This window comes from Candidatus Peregrinibacteria bacterium (assembly GCA_016220175.1).
Lineage (GTDB): Bacteria > Patescibacteriota > Gracilibacteria > CAIRYL01 > CAIRYL01 > JACRHZ01.
Genome location: JACRHZ010000016.1, coordinates 1 through 17,119, shown reverse-complemented (window position 1 = coordinate 17,119; position 17,119 = coordinate 1). Strand labels below are relative to the sequence as shown.

The following is a 17,119-nucleotide window of genomic DNA, read 5'->3' as shown; positions in this document are numbered from 1 at the left end:
TTGCATGCTTTTTGACTTCTTTTTCTCTCTCTCCAATGCCTCTTTTGTTATTTCCTGATGCGTTATCTCATTTCTTTTCATAAATATGGGGGAAAATTCTCCCATATTATACATCATTATTTATTGGACTCAAGGTAAAAATTTGAAATTTCAAAATTAAAAATTACACTCATCAACAGACATCAATTCTCGCACCGGCTCAAACGAAAACCGATGAATCGCACACGGTCCATATTTTCTCAGTGCTTCTTCGTGCTCTCTCGTCCCGTACCCTTTGTGTGAACAAAAATTGTATACAGGATATTTTTTATGCATTTGCATCATGTGTCGATCTCGGCTCACTTTTGCGAGAATGGAAGCTGCGGCAATAGATTCGCTCCGCGAATCACCTTTAATGAGATTCACCTGACAAATTTCCGGAAGATTAATATTTATCGCATCGATCAGAATCAAATCAGATTGGATTTTGAGATTTTTCACCGCTTTTTGCATTCCGAGTTTCGTCGCTTTCAGAATATCAGTTTTATCAATTTGAAGGTTGGAAATGCTGACGACCGAATACGAAATTGCTTTTTTTATAATCTCCTCAAAAAGCTTTTCTCTTCTTTTTGGAGAAAGTTTTTTAGAATCGTCCAGTCCGATAATTCCATGATCAGCTGGAAGAATAACCGCGGCGACAAATACCGGACCAGCCCATGGACCGCGACCGGCTTCATCGATTCCACAGATCAATTTGAATCCTTGTTTTCGATAATGTTCATCGAGGGAATTCATGCCTATAGAATAAATGACGCAAGAACAAAAATGCAACAATCGAAATTTTTCTTATTATTCGTCATTTCAGAATGACGCGGCGGATAAATTCATCTTGTAAAAATTGGAACTGAACGCTACGCTAAAACTGCTCTATTTTTTCCCTTCTTTCATCATGAGAACATTTACAAAAAAAGAACTTTTGAGTACTCCTATTGAACATATTGATATTACGAGTCTTCATGTCACTCCACTCGTGGAAGCGTACTCAAAAATGTCGTTTTCTGCACGTGATCTTGCGCGTGCTGCGGAAATTTATAACCAAATGCTCGGAGAGAAAGAGTGCTCTGTATGGCTTACTCTTGCAGGAAGTACCAACGCTGCTGGATGTATGCAGATATATGTTGATATGGTAAAAAATAACATGGTTGATGTCATTGTCTCGACCGGAGCGTCGATTGTGGACATGGATTTTTTCGAGGCACTCGGATTCAAGCATTACCGGGGAAATCCTTTTCTTGATGATGGAATGCTGAGGAGTCTTTACATCGATCGCATTTACGACACGCTTATTGATGAAGAAGAACTGCAGGAATGTGATCATGCTATTGCGAAAATAGCGGATGCTTTGTCTCCGCGTCCATATTCTTCCCGTGAATTTATCGCGGAAATGGGAAAATATCTTCAAAAAAATTCAGTAAAGAAAGATTCTCTGGTGCAAGTGGCGTATGAGCATAATGTTCCGATATTTTGTCCGGCATTTTCCGATTCTTCAGCAGGTTTTGGACTCGTACTCCACCAAGAACACCATAAAGACGCACATGTTTCGATTGATTCTGTGAAAGACTTTCGAGAACTTTCCGAAATAAAAATGAAAAGCACTCAGAGTGGACTTCTCATGGTTGGAGGCGGCGTTCCAAAAAATTTCGCACAGGATACCGTTGTATGTGCTGAAGTTCTGGGCGTTGAAGCTCCTGTTCATAAATATGCTGTTCAAATTACCGTTGCCGATGTTCGCGATGGAGCGTGCTCTTCTTCTACTCTCAAAGAAGCAAGTTCTTGGGGAAAAGTGAGTACCGTGTACGAACAAATGGTATATTCCGAAGCAACACTTGCACTGCCAATTATTGTCGCAGCTGCGTATGAAAAAGGAAATTGGAAGAATCGAGAGCGGACGAATTTTTCAAAACTCTTTTCTTAATTTTAGAGGAATATGAACACCAAACAAATGCGATCGAAGAAGTCGAAGATTGCCGCGTTTGACCCGAATGCAGTTAGAAAGCTGAATGGAAGCATATATGGACTTCCATTTACTCCAGAAGAATCTGATGTCGTGATTCTTGGTGTCCCTTGGAGTGTCACCATTTCATATGGTGGAAACACGGAAAAAGCACCAGAAGCAATTCTCAGAGCGTCATCGCAAGTCGATCTCTATGACCTTGAAATTCCTGACGCCTGGAAAATTGGCATTGCCCTTCTTCCTGGAGAATCACGCTTCCGAAAAAAAGGAGAATACCTCAGAAAAAAAGCCGAGATATGTATTCGCCATCTCGAGAAAGGTGGCTCCCCGAATGACGTAAAAGTAAAAAAATTATATGCGGAAATAAATTCTGGTTGTGAGGAACTTCGTGATTGGCTTTTTCATGAATCACAAAAACTCCTTCGAAAAGGGAAACTCGTCGGAGTGCTTGGTGGAGATCATAGTGTCCCACTTGGATACATGCAGGCATTATCAAAAGTGCATCCGAAATATTCCATTCTTCATCTCGATGCTCATGCAGATCTTCGGAAGGCATATGAAGGATTTGAATTCTCGCATGCATCCATTATGTATCATGCTTCACTCATATCGAATATCGATCACATTGTCTCTGTAGGAGTGCGAGATTTTTGTACAGAAGAAGCAGATCGCATTCGAAATTCCCATGGAAAAATACTTCCTTTTTTTGATCGTGTTTTGAAAAAAAATATATTTCGAGGATCAACATGGAAAAAGGAGTGCGAAAAAATCGTTCGTTCTCTTTCTTCAAAAGTATATATCAGCTTCGATATTGATGCGCTTTCCCCTCACTTGTGCCCGCATACAGGAACCCCCGTTCCGGGAGGACTCGAATACGAAGAAGCACTCTTTCTTTTGGAAGCGGTCGTACGAAGTGGACGAACTATTATCGGATTTGATCTCTCAGAAGTATCGCCGGGAAAGGACAAAGAGAGCGAATGGGACGCGTCTGTAGGTGCTCGTATTTTATATCGACTTTCGATGCTGATGGCAAAGTCGCAGGGAAATTATAAAAAAAACTTTATTGATAAAATATTTTCACGATGATACATTACGCACACGAATTTATTTTTCAGAGAATTGATTGAATTTATTCGCTTTGGCGCAAAGTTTTTCTAAGACCGACTCCTCTCCTTAGATAAGAGAGAAAATGAGAAGGTCATATTTTTTTATAATTTTTCCATGAACACGGATACTCCGAAAACAGAAGCTCCTCCTTTAGCATCAGTCCCACCACTTCCTCCCAAAAAAAAGAAACGGAAGAAATCCGGGGCAAAAAAGAAAAAAAATGGGTTTCGGAAATTTTGGAAACTTGGTCTGGAGGAGTGTAACACTGACATTTTTGACATTGGTCCTGATGGCGAGCTTATCGTTCGTGAAGGAAATTATCAGTACAATGTCTTTGATATTGTGAAGAAATATGGAACATCCACGGAAATTGTATTTCCAACTGTTATCGAAAAACGTGTTCGTGATCTTATTGAAACATTTAACGCCTATATTAAAATTCTCGGATACAAAGGAAAGTTTTTTTATCACTACGCGATGAAGGTGAATCAGAATAAAGAAATTGTACTGACCGCGGTGGCAGAAGGCGCAAATTTAGAAGTCTCCAGTGCCAATGAACTTTTTCTCGTGAAAAGAATGGTGGAACAAGATAAATTTAACGTAAAAATTCGAGTGATATGTAATGGTCCAAAAACCAAAAAATATCTCGATTTGATTGAAGAACTCAAGATGAAAGGACTTGTCGTAATTCCTGTTATTGAAGATTATGTAGAACTCGAATACCTGAAAAAATTCAAAGGAGAAGTGGGAATTCGGGTAAATCTTGATGTGAAAGTAAAAAGTTACTGGGATAAAAAATTCAATCGGTTTGGGTTCACCGAAACAGAACTCTTGAACATCGGGAAGATTAAAAATCTTTCCGTTCTCCACTATCATATTTCAAGTCAGATCGAAAGTATGGAGGGAATTGTGAGACCGATGAAACGAGCTCTTGAACTGTATGCACAGTTACGTGAAAAAAATCCTGGACTCGACACGCTTGATATTGGCGGAGGCGCTGGTGTTCCGTATGAAAAAAAGAAGCGATTTTATTCGGGAAAAAGTCTGATTCATTTTATTGTCAAAAGTGCAATATCTACATGCAATAAATTGGGAGTTCGCCATCCAAATTTGATCGTAGAATGGGGAAGATATGTTGCAGCACCATCACAAATAACGATTTATAAAATTCTCGCGGAAAAAACTGTGGAGAATAAGGGAAATAATCAGTGGTACGTTATTGATGGAAGTTTTATGAATGACCTCATTGACACCTGGGCAATTCATCAAAAATGGCATGTAGTTCCTGTGAATTGCATGAAGACAAGAAAGCTCCAAAAAATTTGGCTCGCAGGATCTTCTTGTGACTCCGATGATAAGTACACAGCTGGAGGAAGTTATATTTTGCTTCCGAAACTCAATGAAACAGATGAACTCTACATAGCATTTCTTGATACCGGAGCATATCAGGATTCTCTCGCGTCGCATCACTGTCTCCTCTCGTCCCCTCTTAAACTCATTGCCCAAAATGGAGAAATAAAAGTCGGTCGAAAGAGAGAATCAGCAGAAGACATTGGAAAAACATTCGGATGGTGATTACTAAAAATCACAAATGGAGATTCTCTCGATGGCAACGAGAACTTGATTTTTTGGAGTGGACTAGTTACCATCCTCTTCGCTTTTTCAAGGAAGAATACACATAGCGTGAATTCTGCGAGAGAAATTGCATGTTCATTGAAAGATTATTTTCGAGAAAAATCTGCGGGGATAGCATAGTGGTAGTACATGACCTTGTCCCGCACTGCGGGATCGAGACACGGGTTCATTCACATTTCTGGTTAGCACACATGTGTGCGGGTATAGTACAGCGGTAGTACATGACCTTGCCATGGTCGAGACACGGGTTCAATTCCCGTTACCCGCTCCAAAGTTGAATTCGAGCTGAATGACGAACCCGCGAAGCGGGTGAGGAAATGAAGCCGAAGATCCTTTGTCCCGAGCGACTCCGCTTTTGCGGAGGAGTCGAGGGACTTTGCAATATTTGGCGGTAACCCTGAGCGAAGTCAAATGCGTTACTAAAGCCATGTTTTATGTTCTTATACAAGAACATACATTGCGTTTTTTTTGCTTCCACGCTTTGCTACAAGTTTTTTTTCGATGAGCTTTTTTAAAAATCTTTGCGCCGTTCTTTTTGTCACGGTGAGGATATCTTGAACATCTGAACTCGTGATATTTCCCATTTCGTTCAAAAAATCGAGGATTTGTATTTCTTTTTTGGAAAGAATAACCCTTTCTTTTGGCGCTTTTTTAAAATACAAAAAAGGTCTGATCTTATCTAAAACAACTTCCATTTCACTCAAAAATCCTTTTACAAAATATTCAAGCCATGGGGTCATGGATCCTTTTGATCTCTCAGCATAATTCTTTCCGAGATGTATGGCTTTGTAATACTTTTGTCTCTCTGAATTATAATAATTTTCCAGAGCAAACAATTTTCTAAAATCGTATTTTTCCGTATACAGAATTAAAGTTGCGAGAAGTCTTGCCGTACGACCATTTCCATCGGAAAAAGGATGTATTGCCGCCATTTCCGCATGGGCAATTCCCGCGATGAGTACAGGGGATAATTTTTCTTTTCGCGAAGTGTTTATCCACTCGCAGAGATCACGGACAAGACGAGGAACTTTTGAATGATCTGGAGCTATATACAATACTTCTTGTGTAAGAGGAGTTCTTCTTACCACATACACTGGTTCTTTTCGATATATTCCACATTTTTCCTTTGGAAGGACATTTGCGGTTGTGAGTTTATGAATTTTTAAAATATCTCTCTCTGTAATCTCTGATGATTTCCTGAGGGAAATAAAGGCGAGCGACTTTTTATAATTTTGCACTTCATAAATATCTCTTGAATTTGCATTGATTTTCTTTCCCTCCAAAACCTTTTGCACTTCACGCTCATTCAGCATATTTCCCTCAATTGCCGTTGAATTGTGCACCATACTGAGAATTGCTTCTCGTTTGAGTTTATATTCCTCTTTTGGATGAATAGGGCATGTGAGAATTTTTTCTCGAAGAACATCAATCCTACTCAGATTATTGAGAATGCTCGAGGTTATGTGAAATTTCGGGAAAAACATGTGTCGTTAAAAATGTCGTTTATTTGTCGCTTAAATAATATTCTTTTGTGTGGCAAAAAGCAAATGGAAGATTGTTTCTCAACATAAAAAATTCGCACTTCGCACCATAAGGAGCTCAGGATATTGACAAAAACACCTCAGAGACTACGATATTCTCGTTTTTGCCTATGAAATCACTCATTTCAAAACTTATCCGGGCTGGGTTATCAACTGCTGAGGCAGAGCTCTATGTTTTTATTTATAATAATCCCTATCACTCCGTTGCGGATGCTTGTTTGCATCTGAAACAATCTAAATCTTCCATTTATAGAGCTTTTGATGAACTCAAAAACAAGAATTTGATTCGGTCTTCTCATCAGAGTTGGAAGCAGTCTCTTACCGTCAATTCTTTAAATACATTGATACAACAACTCAAAAACCAGAACAGAAGAGACCGTTATCTCATCAACTATTTTAAAAGCTTAGAAATTGGAAAGCAGTTCCATGTAGGTGAAAAAGATGTGTATATTGAAGAATTAGATGAGCAGGAAACATATGAGAAGTATATCGATCTTTCGGAAATGAAGTGGGATAGTCTGATCGCATTTGTAAATTGGGAAGATTTCAATAATGAAAATCGGAACCTCATCCCACTCGAGAAACAGTTTGTAAAAAATCGACTCAAACATGGGAGTAGTGCCTTTGTCTCTATAGCAAAATACGGACCGTATACCCAAGAAATAACCGATTGCGATAAACTGGATGTTACTCAGAATAGAAAATCAAAGAGATCAAAGTTGCCAATGTATAAACCATTCTTGGTGAATGCTTTTCAAGGGAATGATTATGTCCATATATGGGATTTGAATAAAACGGGTGAAATCATTTCCACATTCATTCATTCCCCAGTTATAGCGAATTTTTATAAAGATCTTATTTATTCAAACATTGTGTAGTTTTCCCGCTTTTGTGGGAATTGGGGATCTCGAGAATTCATCGTTTCCTCCGTAATTTATAAAAATTCTTCGTTTTCCCAAGTTGAACAAGCACTCTGCTGAACTATTATTGTTGAGCTTTGTTTCACGCAGAATTTCATTACATATCTATGAATTGTTCTGAATGCAGCGCCGAATTTACGTATTTCCTCGGGGAAGAAGATAGCTACCGCCGGTTCGATGCAAAATTACCAGAAATCTGCCCTGAGTGTCGGCACAAACGCCATCTTATTTTTCGAAATGAAAGAAAATTATTTCTGACAAAAAGTCATATTTCGGGAAAAACAATTATTTCTACATATCCATCTTCAAGCCCTTTCAAAATAATAGATACAGATGAATGGTGGAGTGACAGTTTTGATGCAAGTCACTACGGAAAAGATTTTGATTTTACCAAATCTTTCTTTGAGCAATTTCGGGAGCTCCAAAAAGAAGTTCCGAGATGGGCAAGAATGTACATAAATTGCGAAAATAGTGATTACACGAATAACAGCGCGGAAATAAAAGACAGCTATTTAACATTTTCGTCTTACGACAGCGAAAATTTATATTATTGTATGCGCGTCATGAAATGTAACACCTGCATTGATTGTCTCAATGTGAAAGAAAGTGAGTATTGTTCAGAGTGCGTGGAGTGTAAAAAATGCTACAACACGCATTATTCTCAGCTTTCTGATGGCTGTAGAGATTCCTATTTCCTCTATGATTGTCGTGGTTGCACAAACTGTTTCCTCTGTGCGCAAATAAGAAATAAGGAATACATGATCCTCAACAAACAATATTCAAAAGAGGATTACTCCAAAGAAAAAGAAAAATTCTTATACCAACTTTTCAACAACAAAAATGCTCTCAACAACAAATTTGAAAATTTCAAAAAACAACTGTTTCATAAAAATTTACGAGTAATAAACTCAGATAATTGCACAGGAGATTTTATCGGTGATTCCAAAAATATAATGAATGGATTTTATGTCACAGAATCGGAAGATTGTATAAATGTATACGATTGCTATCGGGACAAAAATTGTTATGACAATCTTGCGAATGAAAAATCAGAATTATGTCTTGAATGCGATACAGCATACGAACTCTACAATGTAAAGTTCTCTTCATATACAGTAACTGCTCGAGATGCTGTTTACTGTGACCAATGTGTGAACATTACAAACTGTTTTGGGTGTGTAGGGCTTCGAAAAGCGGAATTTATGATTCTCAACAAAAAATATTCAAAGGAAGATTACGAAACAATGCTCACAAAAATAAAAGAGCATATGGAAAAAACTGGTGAATGGGGTCGGCCTTTTCCAAGTACTCTTTCATCGTTTCCATACAATATTACTGCCGCACATGAATATTATCCCCTTTCGAAAGAACAGGCGATCGCAAAGGGATATTTATGGCATGATGAAGAGAAAAAACTCAAGCCAGATACTGTGTATGAGATCCCAAAAAATATTGAGGAAGTGGATGAATCTATTTGTAAGCAAATTCTCACCTGTGAAAATACAGGAAAGGGCTACAAAATAATTCCGCAAGAACTCAAATTTTATAAAACGTACAAACTTCCTATTCCACGAATATCACCAGATGAACGGTACAAGAAACTTCTTAGCCTTCAGCCTCCGAAAAAACTGATAAGTTCAACTTGTTCTTGTTGTGCGGAAAATATAAAAACGGTCTATCCGGAAAATAGTGGATATAAAGTCTTATGTGAGAAGTGCTATTTAGAGAAAGTGTATTGAGAAAAAAGATCCCCTATTTCGTCACCGTAAAAGTTTTTGTTCGTGAGGTGCCGTTCGTATTAATAACAGATACATCATATGTTCCGGGTTGTGTCATATAAGCCGGAGCCTGACAGGCTGGTCTGGTATTCCAGCATGCTAAATAATTCCCTCCGGGAACAGTAAAAGTGATGGTAGTGCCATCAGAAGAAATATTGCTATCAGGGCTGTTCTCCCTGCCCAAATCGCCAAATTTTACTTTATTGCCAGTCGGAGTGAATCCAGATCCGGTAATTGTGAATTTGGAGCCCACAGGACCGCTCGAAGGTGAAAGGGAAGAAATAGTAGGAGTCGTACTTGGTGGAGTAATGACACCAGTACTTCCTTTATACAATGCATTGAGTTTTGCTCTGGTTTTTTCCGCAACAATACCATTCCCCTTCTTGAGTCCCATTGGAGTAAGTATTTCTGATGTATATTTATTTTGAAATTTTATCACCGCTATTTTTGTTTTTATATCAAAAGAACCTGTCACTTTTCCTTTTGGGAAAACTCCTTCATTTATGAGAATTTGCTGAAGAGCTTTTACATCATCGCCTTTTGATCCGACTCTCAAATTTCTGGTGAATTTTAATGGAAGCATCTTATCTTTGTTTACTTGATTGGTATCTTTAGAAATTTTGTCCTTATCCTGAGAAGTCTGATCGGTATTCTTGGAAACTTTATCCTTATCTTTATCGTTGATAACTTGATCTGTATTTTTATCTTTTGAAACTTCAGCGTTAGAAGTTTTTGCAGACACTGGACTACTTTGTGCCGAAATATTCCCCGCGACATCGTAAGCGGCAACGGTATAACTATATGAAGTTGCTGGCGATAATCCAGTATCAGAATATGAAGGTGTGTTTGAAGAACCAATAGAAACGCCACCTCTCAATATCTTGTATCCTGCGATTTTTGTATTGTCGGTGGACGCATTCCAGGTAAGATTGATTTGTGATGAAGAAATTACTTTAGCCGAAAGATTGGTTGGTATACTTGGGGCTATTTTTTCGTCATCATTTGCAACCTTTATTGTCATTGTTGCTGAGGATGACCAAGCAGATGATTCATCTATCGAATCAACGGCTTTCACTTTTACTTTATATGTTCCACCTGTGGACCAAGAGTGTGACGCTGAAACTGAAGTCCCTGCAGCAACTGGAGTAATGAGCCCCGAAGAATTCTCGCTCGTTTCCCCATCACCCCAATCAAATATTGCCTTTACCTGGTTTCCATCTAGATCTGGAGAAAGTTTTGATGAGAATGTATATGCTGTTCCGACTGTTCCGGAATTTGACACCGAAGTTAGGGTTGAAGGAACTGGCGGAGGAGTATTCGTGACATTGGTATCTGGATTGGTGTCCGGAGACGGATGAATAGTCTCATCGCTATTTAAGGTTTTTGCACTTACGGAATTGCTTTGCAGCGAAAGATTTTGTGCTTCATCATAGGCGGCTACGGTGTAAACATACGTAGTGGATGATGGAAGAACCGTATAGTACTCGGGTGAAGATTGATTGTGATCATTGTAATAAGTGTTGACTGTGGTATCGATAAACTCACCATTTCTGAAAATCTTATAACCAACGACTCCAACATTGTCCGTAGGAGCGGTCCACGTAAGATTTATTTGAGTGGAAAGTACATCTGTTACCGTAAGTTCTGTTGGTGCGGTTGGAGCTTGTGTATCGGGTGGAGGTTCGGCTGGCGGAGTACTATTTGTACCAGCAAGCGTCGTTGCGCTAACAGAACTGCTTTGTGAAGACAAATTTCCTGCGATATCATAGGCGGCAACTGTATAACCGTAGGTCGTATTCGCGGAAACATAGGTGTCGGAGAAAGACGGAGAAGTTACATCTGTAAAATAGTCACCGTTTCTATAAACTTTGTATCCGATAACGCCAACGTTATCCGTGGAGGCATTCCAGGAAAGATCGATTTGAGATGAAGAGATGGCTGTGGCGGAAAGATTGGTAGGGTTGGAAGGTGCGGCAGTATCGGGAGGAGAATACGTCGTAAGACTCACCGGGTCCGATTTCGAGGAAATATTCCCTGCTGAATCGTAGGCGGCAAAAGTGTAGGTATAAGTTGTCGATGGTGAAAGACCAGTATCGGAATATGTGCCCCATGAGTGAAAGTCAAAGTCGGATGTCCGTCCTGATGCATTAGCCAAAAAGGAGTCATTTCGGTACACCTTGTATCCGGCGATGTAGGCATTGTCCGTGGAATTACCAAAGGTGAGATCTATTTGTGAGGTAGATTGAGCGCCGCCATAAAAAAATGTTGGCGCGGTAGGAGGAGTCGTATCGGGAGTTATAGTGACTGCTATGCTTGGTGACCAACTCGAGTTCCCTAAGCAAACATCCTGTACTTGGGCTCTAACGGAATATGTCCCAGGTCTTAACCAATTGGTATCAAATTCAGTAGTAGCCGTTCCACCGACAGGTACGGCGTATGGTCCACGTGAACCGTATGAGCCCGTACCATTGTCAAAAACCAAGTCCAAACGACACGGGTTTGGGCTTGAGTTATTCCGGGACATTGTTATTGAGAAACGATATGAACCTCCCACAACTCCTAAAGTCGGACCTGTTATAGACGGTGTTGGCGGCGGTGATTGAAGAACACTAGCCGTAAGAGGAGAAAGAGCAAAAATGTTTAAAGACACAATTGCTGCCAGTGCCAAAAATACAGAACATAACAGAATTTTTTTGTGCATATTGATTTTTATATTTATTATTATGTATATTATACTATTATTTCATAATATTATCAATGTTCTCCGCCGTAAAAGTCACGAATTTTATTATTTCTCAAAAAAGAAATGCCACCACTGTTCACGAATAGGCCTCGCTTTCAGAATTTCCATTTCCTTTTCTTCGTCAGAAAGACCGCTGAAATCAAGAGGTGGAGTTTCAGGAGTATTTTCTATGATAATGACTTTTTCTCCGGGATTTATTTTCCCAAGATTAGACTTGGCATATTTATCAAAAAACTCGTCCGTTCTTTGGAGATCATATCGCTCTGAAAGACTAGCGTTCTCTTCCTCAAGACGAGCAATATCTTTTCGAAATTCTTCATACAACTTCTCTTTTCTCTGAGACTTCCAAATCGCGCTTGAAAAAATAAACAAAAGATATATCGTCCCTATGATGAGGGCAATCAGCACAATCGACACCGTTACGTTTTGGGAAACATATGACTTTCTCATGCTCTTCACTATAGCGATTATTTTTTGAGAACGCGAACTTTATCAATCTTGTGTCCATTCATCTTTTCTATGACGAGTGTAGCCGATGCCATTTTAATGCTGTCCCCACGATAAGGAATTTTTTGCATTCGTTCAAGAATGAAGAGCGCTAATGGTTTTTCTTCATCATTTTCTCGGAGATCCACACCTATTTTCTCGAATAAATCTGCAAGACTGATGCCCCCCTTCACAACCCACACATTCTCCCGAATCTTCGTTCCCCATTTTTCTTCCACATCCTTTTCATCCACAATATCACCGAAAACTTCTTCGAGAAGATCTTCCATGGTCACGAGTCCCACAGTACCTCCGTGCTCATCGATTACAATCGCGATGTGTGTCCGATTTTGCTGAAAATCGCGGAAAGTGTCAGAAATTTTTTTCGTAGTTGGCGCAAAAAGCGGTTTCTTGAGATCTAAATTTTTAATGAGTTTTGTGTCTTCATATTCCTTCCATGCGTTCAGGGTTTGTTTGATAGTAATAACGCCAATAATATTATCAACACTTCCCTCAAATACCGGAATGCGAGTGTGAGAGTGTTCAATAAAAAAATCAACAGCTGTTCCGAGAGATGTTTCTGCATCAAGAACATCCATAGCTGTTCTTGGGGTCATTACTTCCTCTACGTTGGTGTCAGAAAATTCAAGAACATTTTCGATGAGTTGCCGCTCTTCATGCTCAATCGCTCCGCCTTCTGCACCAAGAGAAACCATTGCGAGGACTTCATCTTCCGTAATTTGATCGTAATTTTTACTGATGAGAAGAGCATCTGAAAATTTTTCCAAGATCCATACAATTGGAAAAAGAATTTTCACCAAAAAATAAATAAGAGGCGATACGAGAAGTGCAATGCGCGTGCTGTACATCTGCCCCATATTTTTGGGAAGAATTTCTCCAAAAAGAAGCAGAAGCACGGTAAGAATTCCCGTAACAATACCGACAACATGACTTCCAAATTTGTTTGTAGCCCAAATGGTCGTGAGAACAGGCAAAAGAATATTCACCACATTATTGCCGATAAGAATGGTGATAATCAGTTTTTTTGGGTGGTGCTTCAGCCATTCAAGAGCATGAGACCCCCATTTGTTCTTATTTCTAAGAGCCCGAACTTTTGCGCGACTCACGGAAAGCAGAGCTGCTTCCGAGCAAGAAAAAAATGAAGAAAGCAGGAGGAGAAGAAGGAGAAAAAGAAGGAATATTCCCGACGAAGATTCGTCCACAAAAAATGAGATAAAAGGAAAATCTATTGCTCAGGAAACTGTATCATCCCCTTCACGAAAAGTCGAGAATTCCTCTCTCAGTATTTTTTATTATCTGATCGCCTCACTTCATGAGTTGACTCTTTTCCTTGCCTTCCCTCATACTTGAGATGATTTTTTGTTCACTTTTTTCATGAATTTCCTTTATCCGATTCTCGCCGCAATTCTTCAATCAGGTTCTTTTACATTAGATAAAGTTGTTCTTTCTCTAAAACACATTACGTTCCAAACATACACCGGAATTAGTTTTCCTTTGAGTTTTGCAATTACTTTCATTATTTTTCTTATTTTTGAACCACCTCTTTTTTCTCAAGAGCTTTTTGCAGGAAACCTGTTTTTTCTGATTACTCTTTCGGTGATTATAAAAATCATTACCAACCTTATTTTTTATCGAGCACTTCATGATGATCATCTCGCAGAAATTCAAACTCTTGAACTTCTTCCAAGATTTTCTGTTTTACTTGGTTCGAGTATTTTCTTTGCCGATGAAAGAAATTACTTTATTGTTTTCCCAAGTTTTATCGCTACGTTTGCGGTCATTTGGTCGCATTTTAAGCACCATCATTTTCATATTGCAAAACATACCGCTCCATTCCTCATTTGGTCTGTGATTTCAGCGCCAATTGACGCAGCTATTCTCAAAACTCTACTCATGACTTGGAATCCTATTTCTCTTGAACTCATCCGGAGCGCCATGATGGCCCTTGTCCTTTTCCCTCTTTTTTCAAAACACACAGAGAATATCTCAGGAAAAGCAATGCTCCTTTTTATTCTCACGAACACTCTTTCTTGCGTTGCCTGGATACTTTTCTATACGAGTTACCAACATTCCGGAATCATCTACACACTTCTCCTCTTTTCAATTCAACCGCTTCTTGTCTATTTTGCCGCAGTGATATTCCTCAAGGATAAACTTGAATTCAAAAAAACAGTTGCTTTTTTTGTGGTGCTCGTCTCGATTATAATCGCACAAGTTGCTGGATGAACGGAATTCGTTTGTAGGCGCTGAACAAAGTCAAGCGGCATATTTGTGCCATTTGTGAATAATAGGGCGACAATAGGAATTGTCGCTTTCAGATTTACTGATTACGACTCATGAATTATTTCCTGGAACACATTTTTGAGTCTTTGCTCTAACCCTGTCATTTGGAAAATATCCTCATAACTTAATGTCAAAAGTTCAGGATCTCTTTCGGAAACAGGAACAAAATCCTTATACATTTCTGGAAATATGGGATCCATCATTTCTCTTACAGTGAGCTCAGAAGCAATGTTTTTATAATCTTTAAATGAAAGCTTGTCTTTTTTAAGATACAGATCAATGCCAGTTGCGGGAGTAAGTTCTCCGCGTGAATTTTCGAGATACGCAAGGACAATTCCCATGCCACAAAATTCTTTTGCCTGGATTTTGTTTAAATTTTGAGCTTCCTCTTCTTCTCCCAAATCGATAAGTATATTCTGCAAAACGTCTCGCATTCTCGCCAAATTATTTACTTGACAATATCCTCCAAGACATTTGAGTCCAAAATATAAAGAGAGAGTCATGTATACGAGCATCGCGCTTGGAAAAATAGTTTTTGCAGTAAGTGCCGCTGTCACCGATGGAACATCCAAAGGAATCGAAAAAGAATCGTCTTCAGCGACAAGGGTATTCCGTTTGGGAAGCATTCTCAGCCGATATCCCTTTTCATTTCTTCCCCAAAACATGTATGTTCCTGAGTCCCTTTCTGTTGAAAAAGCTCCTGGAATAGCATCAAAATATTGAAGAATAAGAGCTCTCACTTTCTCATCAAAAATTGCACGAAATAACAGAGAATCAGGAGAAGAAAAAATTACACTCCGAAGGAGATCTCTCACTACTGTTTCTGCATCTAAATAAATGAGATCATGAGGTTTTTCAGGACCATTTCCAAAAAGTTTCGGCCAAAGATGAAAGTTTATTTTTGTAATCTGTGTTGTAAATCCAGGAGAAGAGAGAATATCTTCGGTATCAAGTTCTGCATTAATAAAAAGGGCTACTTCTTCAGCCCTTTTTTGAGAAATGAGACCATCTTTTCGTTTTTCTAAAAGTAAACTTTTCGCTTTTTCTAAGTCCTTTTTCGTGTACGGATCAGAACCATATACTGTTCTCATTTTTATCCTGTCGGGAAGAAGCGGAATCCTGATGAGCTCTCCTTCCCCGCTTTCTCCACCGTGGAACATAATTCCTCTTGGATATCCAAAAGAATTGTTCTGAGAAACACTCGCAAAAGATAAAACGAGAGAATATGGAAGATGGAGTCCCGGATCATTCCTATACGGCAGCGCTGTAATAATATCAGCATTTATCCAAGAGGGATGATCACAAATGGCATGATGATCTGATGTTGAAACAAGTGGTTTTATTTCGAGCTGTTTATCAACATTCTCCACAACATCTTCAGGGAGTCTCTTTTTAAGACCTTCTTTGATGACTTTTCTACAAACAGCTCTTCTTTTTTCAAGAACATCGTTCGTTTTTATCTCCAAAAAATGATCCGCGTATCCCGCAATACTTTTCCCCCCATATTTCTCCATAATTCTTTGAAACCCTGGTCTTCTTTCGAAAACCACATTCTTCAGCTTTTCGAATAAGTGAAGAGGTGTGAGAGAATCTTTTTTCTGAGTGAACCCTAATGTTTGAAAAACCATGTGGGGGGAATAATTTTTTAATCATTCGGGTGTTCATTTTATATATTTCCCCACAAAAGTCAATTGACTTGTAAAGGAATCAAGAAGAGTAGGAAGTAGGAATAGAAAGATTCATTTCGTGCCGATTTCTTACCTTATTCCTGATCCCTAATTCCTTATTCCTGCTTGCTGCTGGCTATTTCGATATATTTGGTTCTGCACCGTATTCTGGAAGTATATCTCTCAAGAGAAACTTTTTTCGTTCGAGGAAGAGCGTTCGAAATACCTGTTCAGCTGAAATTTGAGGGACTCGCATTAAATGCTTTGGAAGGAGAAGTGACTCATGAAAAAATCCTCCATAAGTTCCGGAAAAATTCTCGATATTTTGTACCGGGAATTTTTCAAATTTTTCAGGATTTTCTCGATCGAATCGGAAAAATGCCATTTTTCCTGCAGAAAGAAAAAGATAATCAGCATGCGGAAATTCAGCTTTCAGGAATGCCCCTGAAGGGACCTGAAAAACCTGTAAACTTTTCTGCTGAGATTTCCAAACGCTCATCGTCACGGCAATATTTCTTACCGCAGTAAATGGTCCGGGACCAAAAACAAAAAATACTTCCTCAATGTCGGTCATTTGAAGAGAATGTTTTTCAAGAATTGAGGCAATAAGCGATAGTAAATTCACATGGAGAGAAGAAGCATCCCAGACAATTTCTTCTTTTTTCTTTTCTGTTCGATCAAAAAGAAGAAGAGTTCCCGTGCCAAAAAGACTTTGTATGCAGAGAAACATGGGGGAAATTTTGAATTCTGAATTAATTTAAGAACTTAAAAAATTGAGAAATTTAATTCAAAATTCATAATTCATAATGGCTTTGTTGCACAAATAAATTGTACGGGAATAGGAGTATGTCTAAGATGAGGAGGAACAATAACCTCTTTCAAAATGAAAAAGAAATCCTCACTTAGACAGAGATATCGTATCGCAAATTGGAAAGAGTACAATAG

13 protein-coding genes and 1 tRNA gene are annotated in these 17,119 nt (G+C 38.9%); 7 read left to right on the top strand and 7 right to left on the bottom strand.

The window, feature by feature from the left end; translation table 11 throughout:
• Nucleotides 1–156: 156 nt before the first annotated feature.
• A complete protein-coding gene (locus HZA38_01685; GenBank protein ID MBI5414204.1) occupies nt 157–774 on the bottom strand; it encodes a ribonuclease HII in 618 nt (205 codons plus the stop codon).
• Nucleotides 775–928: 154 nt separating this feature from the next.
• Here HZA38_01685 and HZA38_01680 point away from each other — a divergent pair, with 154 nt between their 5' ends.
• The 4 genes from HZA38_01680 (at nt 929) to HZA38_01665 (ending at nt 5,006) form a co-directional block, all read left to right on the top strand.
• Nucleotides 929–1,954, top strand: a complete 1,026-nt coding sequence (locus HZA38_01680) for a deoxyhypusine synthase (protein ID MBI5414203.1) — start codon at nt 929–931, stop codon at nt 1,952–1,954.
• Between the two features lie 12 nt (nt 1,955–1,966).
• The gene (locus HZA38_01675; GenBank protein ID MBI5414202.1) at nt 1,967–3,079 is read left to right on the top strand and encodes an agmatinase family protein; all 1,113 of its coding nucleotides are present in this window, start codon (nt 1,967–1,969) and stop codon (nt 3,077–3,079) included.
• 135 nt (nt 3,080–3,214) lie between these two features.
• Entirely contained in the window at nt 3,215–4,675 is a 1,461-nt protein-coding gene (locus HZA38_01670) for a hypothetical protein (protein MBI5414201.1), read from the top strand.
• 257 nt (nt 4,676–4,932) lie between these two features.
• Nucleotides 4,933–5,006, top strand: a tRNA-Gly gene (locus tag HZA38_01665).
• Nucleotides 5,007–5,175: 169 nt separating this feature from the next.
• Here the strand turns inward: HZA38_01665 and HZA38_01660 are convergent.
• Nucleotides 5,176–6,219: a Fic family protein gene (locus tag HZA38_01660; protein MBI5414200.1), complete on the bottom strand. Its 1,044-nt coding sequence runs from the start codon at nt 6,217–6,219 to the stop codon at nt 5,176–5,178.
• A gap of 167 nt (nt 6,220–6,386) precedes the next feature.
• Here HZA38_01660 and HZA38_01655 point away from each other — a divergent pair, with 167 nt between their 5' ends.
• Both HZA38_01655 and HZA38_01650 read left to right on the top strand, forming a co-directional pair.
• Entirely contained in the window at nt 6,387–7,154 is a 768-nt protein-coding gene (locus tag HZA38_01655) for a MarR family transcriptional regulator (protein ID MBI5414199.1), read from the top strand.
• 149 nt (nt 7,155–7,303) lie between these two features.
• Complete coding sequence (locus HZA38_01650; protein MBI5414198.1) at nt 7,304–8,935, top strand: hypothetical protein; 1,632 nt, start codon at nt 7,304–7,306, stop codon at nt 8,933–8,935.
• A 13-nt stretch (nt 8,936–8,948) separates the two neighbouring features.
• Here HZA38_01650 and HZA38_01645 read toward each other — a convergent pair whose 3' ends face one another.
• The 3 genes from HZA38_01645 to HZA38_01635 form a co-directional block, all read right to left on the bottom strand.
• Nucleotides 8,949–11,624 carry a fibronectin type III domain-containing protein gene (locus HZA38_01645; protein ID MBI5414197.1) on the bottom strand — a complete coding sequence of 892 codons (2,676 nt, stop codon included), beginning with the start codon at nt 11,622–11,624 and terminating at the stop codon, nt 8,949–8,951.
• Between the two features lie 138 nt (nt 11,625–11,762).
• Nucleotides 11,763–12,167, bottom strand: coding sequence for a septum formation initiator family protein (locus HZA38_01640; protein MBI5414196.1), 405 nt, complete (start codon nt 12,165–12,167; stop codon nt 11,763–11,765).
• A 17-nt stretch (nt 12,168–12,184) separates the two neighbouring features.
• A complete protein-coding gene (locus HZA38_01635) occupies nt 12,185–13,426 on the bottom strand; it encodes an HlyC/CorC family transporter (protein ID MBI5414195.1) in 1,242 nt (413 codons plus the stop codon).
• Between the two features lie 172 nt (nt 13,427–13,598).
• On the opposite strand from HZA38_01635, the gene HZA38_01630 reads away from it, so the two are divergent.
• Nucleotides 13,599–14,450 carry an EamA family transporter gene (locus tag HZA38_01630; GenBank protein MBI5414194.1) on the top strand — a complete coding sequence of 284 codons (852 nt, stop codon included), beginning with the start codon at nt 13,599–13,601 and terminating at the stop codon, nt 14,448–14,450.
• Nucleotides 14,451–14,551: 101 nt separating this feature from the next.
• Here HZA38_01630 and HZA38_01625 read toward each other — a convergent pair whose 3' ends face one another.
• Both HZA38_01625 and HZA38_01620 read right to left on the bottom strand, forming a co-directional pair.
• A complete protein-coding gene (locus HZA38_01625; GenBank protein MBI5414193.1) occupies nt 14,552–16,135 on the bottom strand; it encodes a hypothetical protein in 1,584 nt (527 codons plus the stop codon).
• Nucleotides 16,136–16,310: 175 nt separating this feature from the next.
• A complete protein-coding gene (locus tag HZA38_01620; protein ID MBI5414192.1) occupies nt 16,311–16,904 on the bottom strand; it encodes a hypothetical protein in 594 nt (197 codons plus the stop codon).
• Nucleotides 16,905–17,119 lie beyond the last annotated feature (215 nt).

Excerpts from the sequence above, each read along its gene's own strand:
- HZA38_01655 (MBI5414199.1), top strand. The coding sequence starts at position 6,387 with ATGAAATCACTCATTTCAAAACTTATCCGGGCTGGGTTATCAACTGCT.
- HZA38_01685 (MBI5414204.1), bottom strand. The coding sequence starts at position 774 with ATGAATTCCCTCGATGAACATTATCGAAAACAAGGATTCAAATTGATC.
- HZA38_01660 (MBI5414200.1), bottom strand. The coding sequence starts at position 6,219 with ATGTTTTTCCCGAAATTTCACATAACCTCGAGCATTCTCAATAATCTG.
- HZA38_01620 (MBI5414192.1), bottom strand. The coding sequence starts at position 16,904 with ATGTTTCTCTGCATACAAAGTCTTTTTGGCACGGGAACTCTTCTTCTT.
- HZA38_01650 (MBI5414198.1), top strand. The coding sequence starts at position 7,304 with ATGAATTGTTCTGAATGCAGCGCCGAATTTACGTATTTCCTCGGGGAA.
- HZA38_01680 (MBI5414203.1), top strand. The coding sequence starts at position 929 with ATGAGAACATTTACAAAAAAAGAACTTTTGAGTACTCCTATTGAACAT.
- HZA38_01670 (MBI5414201.1), top strand. The coding sequence starts at position 3,215 with ATGAACACGGATACTCCGAAAACAGAAGCTCCTCCTTTAGCATCAGTC.
- HZA38_01625 (MBI5414193.1), bottom strand. The coding sequence starts at position 16,135 with ATGGTTTTTCAAACATTAGGGTTCACTCAGAAAAAAGATTCTCTCACA.
- HZA38_01630 (MBI5414194.1), top strand. The coding sequence starts at position 13,599 with ATGAATTTCCTTTATCCGATTCTCGCCGCAATTCTTCAATCAGGTTCT.
- HZA38_01640 (MBI5414196.1), bottom strand. The coding sequence starts at position 12,167 with ATGAGAAAGTCATATGTTTCCCAAAACGTAACGGTGTCGATTGTGCTG.
- HZA38_01675 (MBI5414202.1), top strand. The coding sequence starts at position 1,967 with ATGAACACCAAACAAATGCGATCGAAGAAGTCGAAGATTGCCGCGTTT.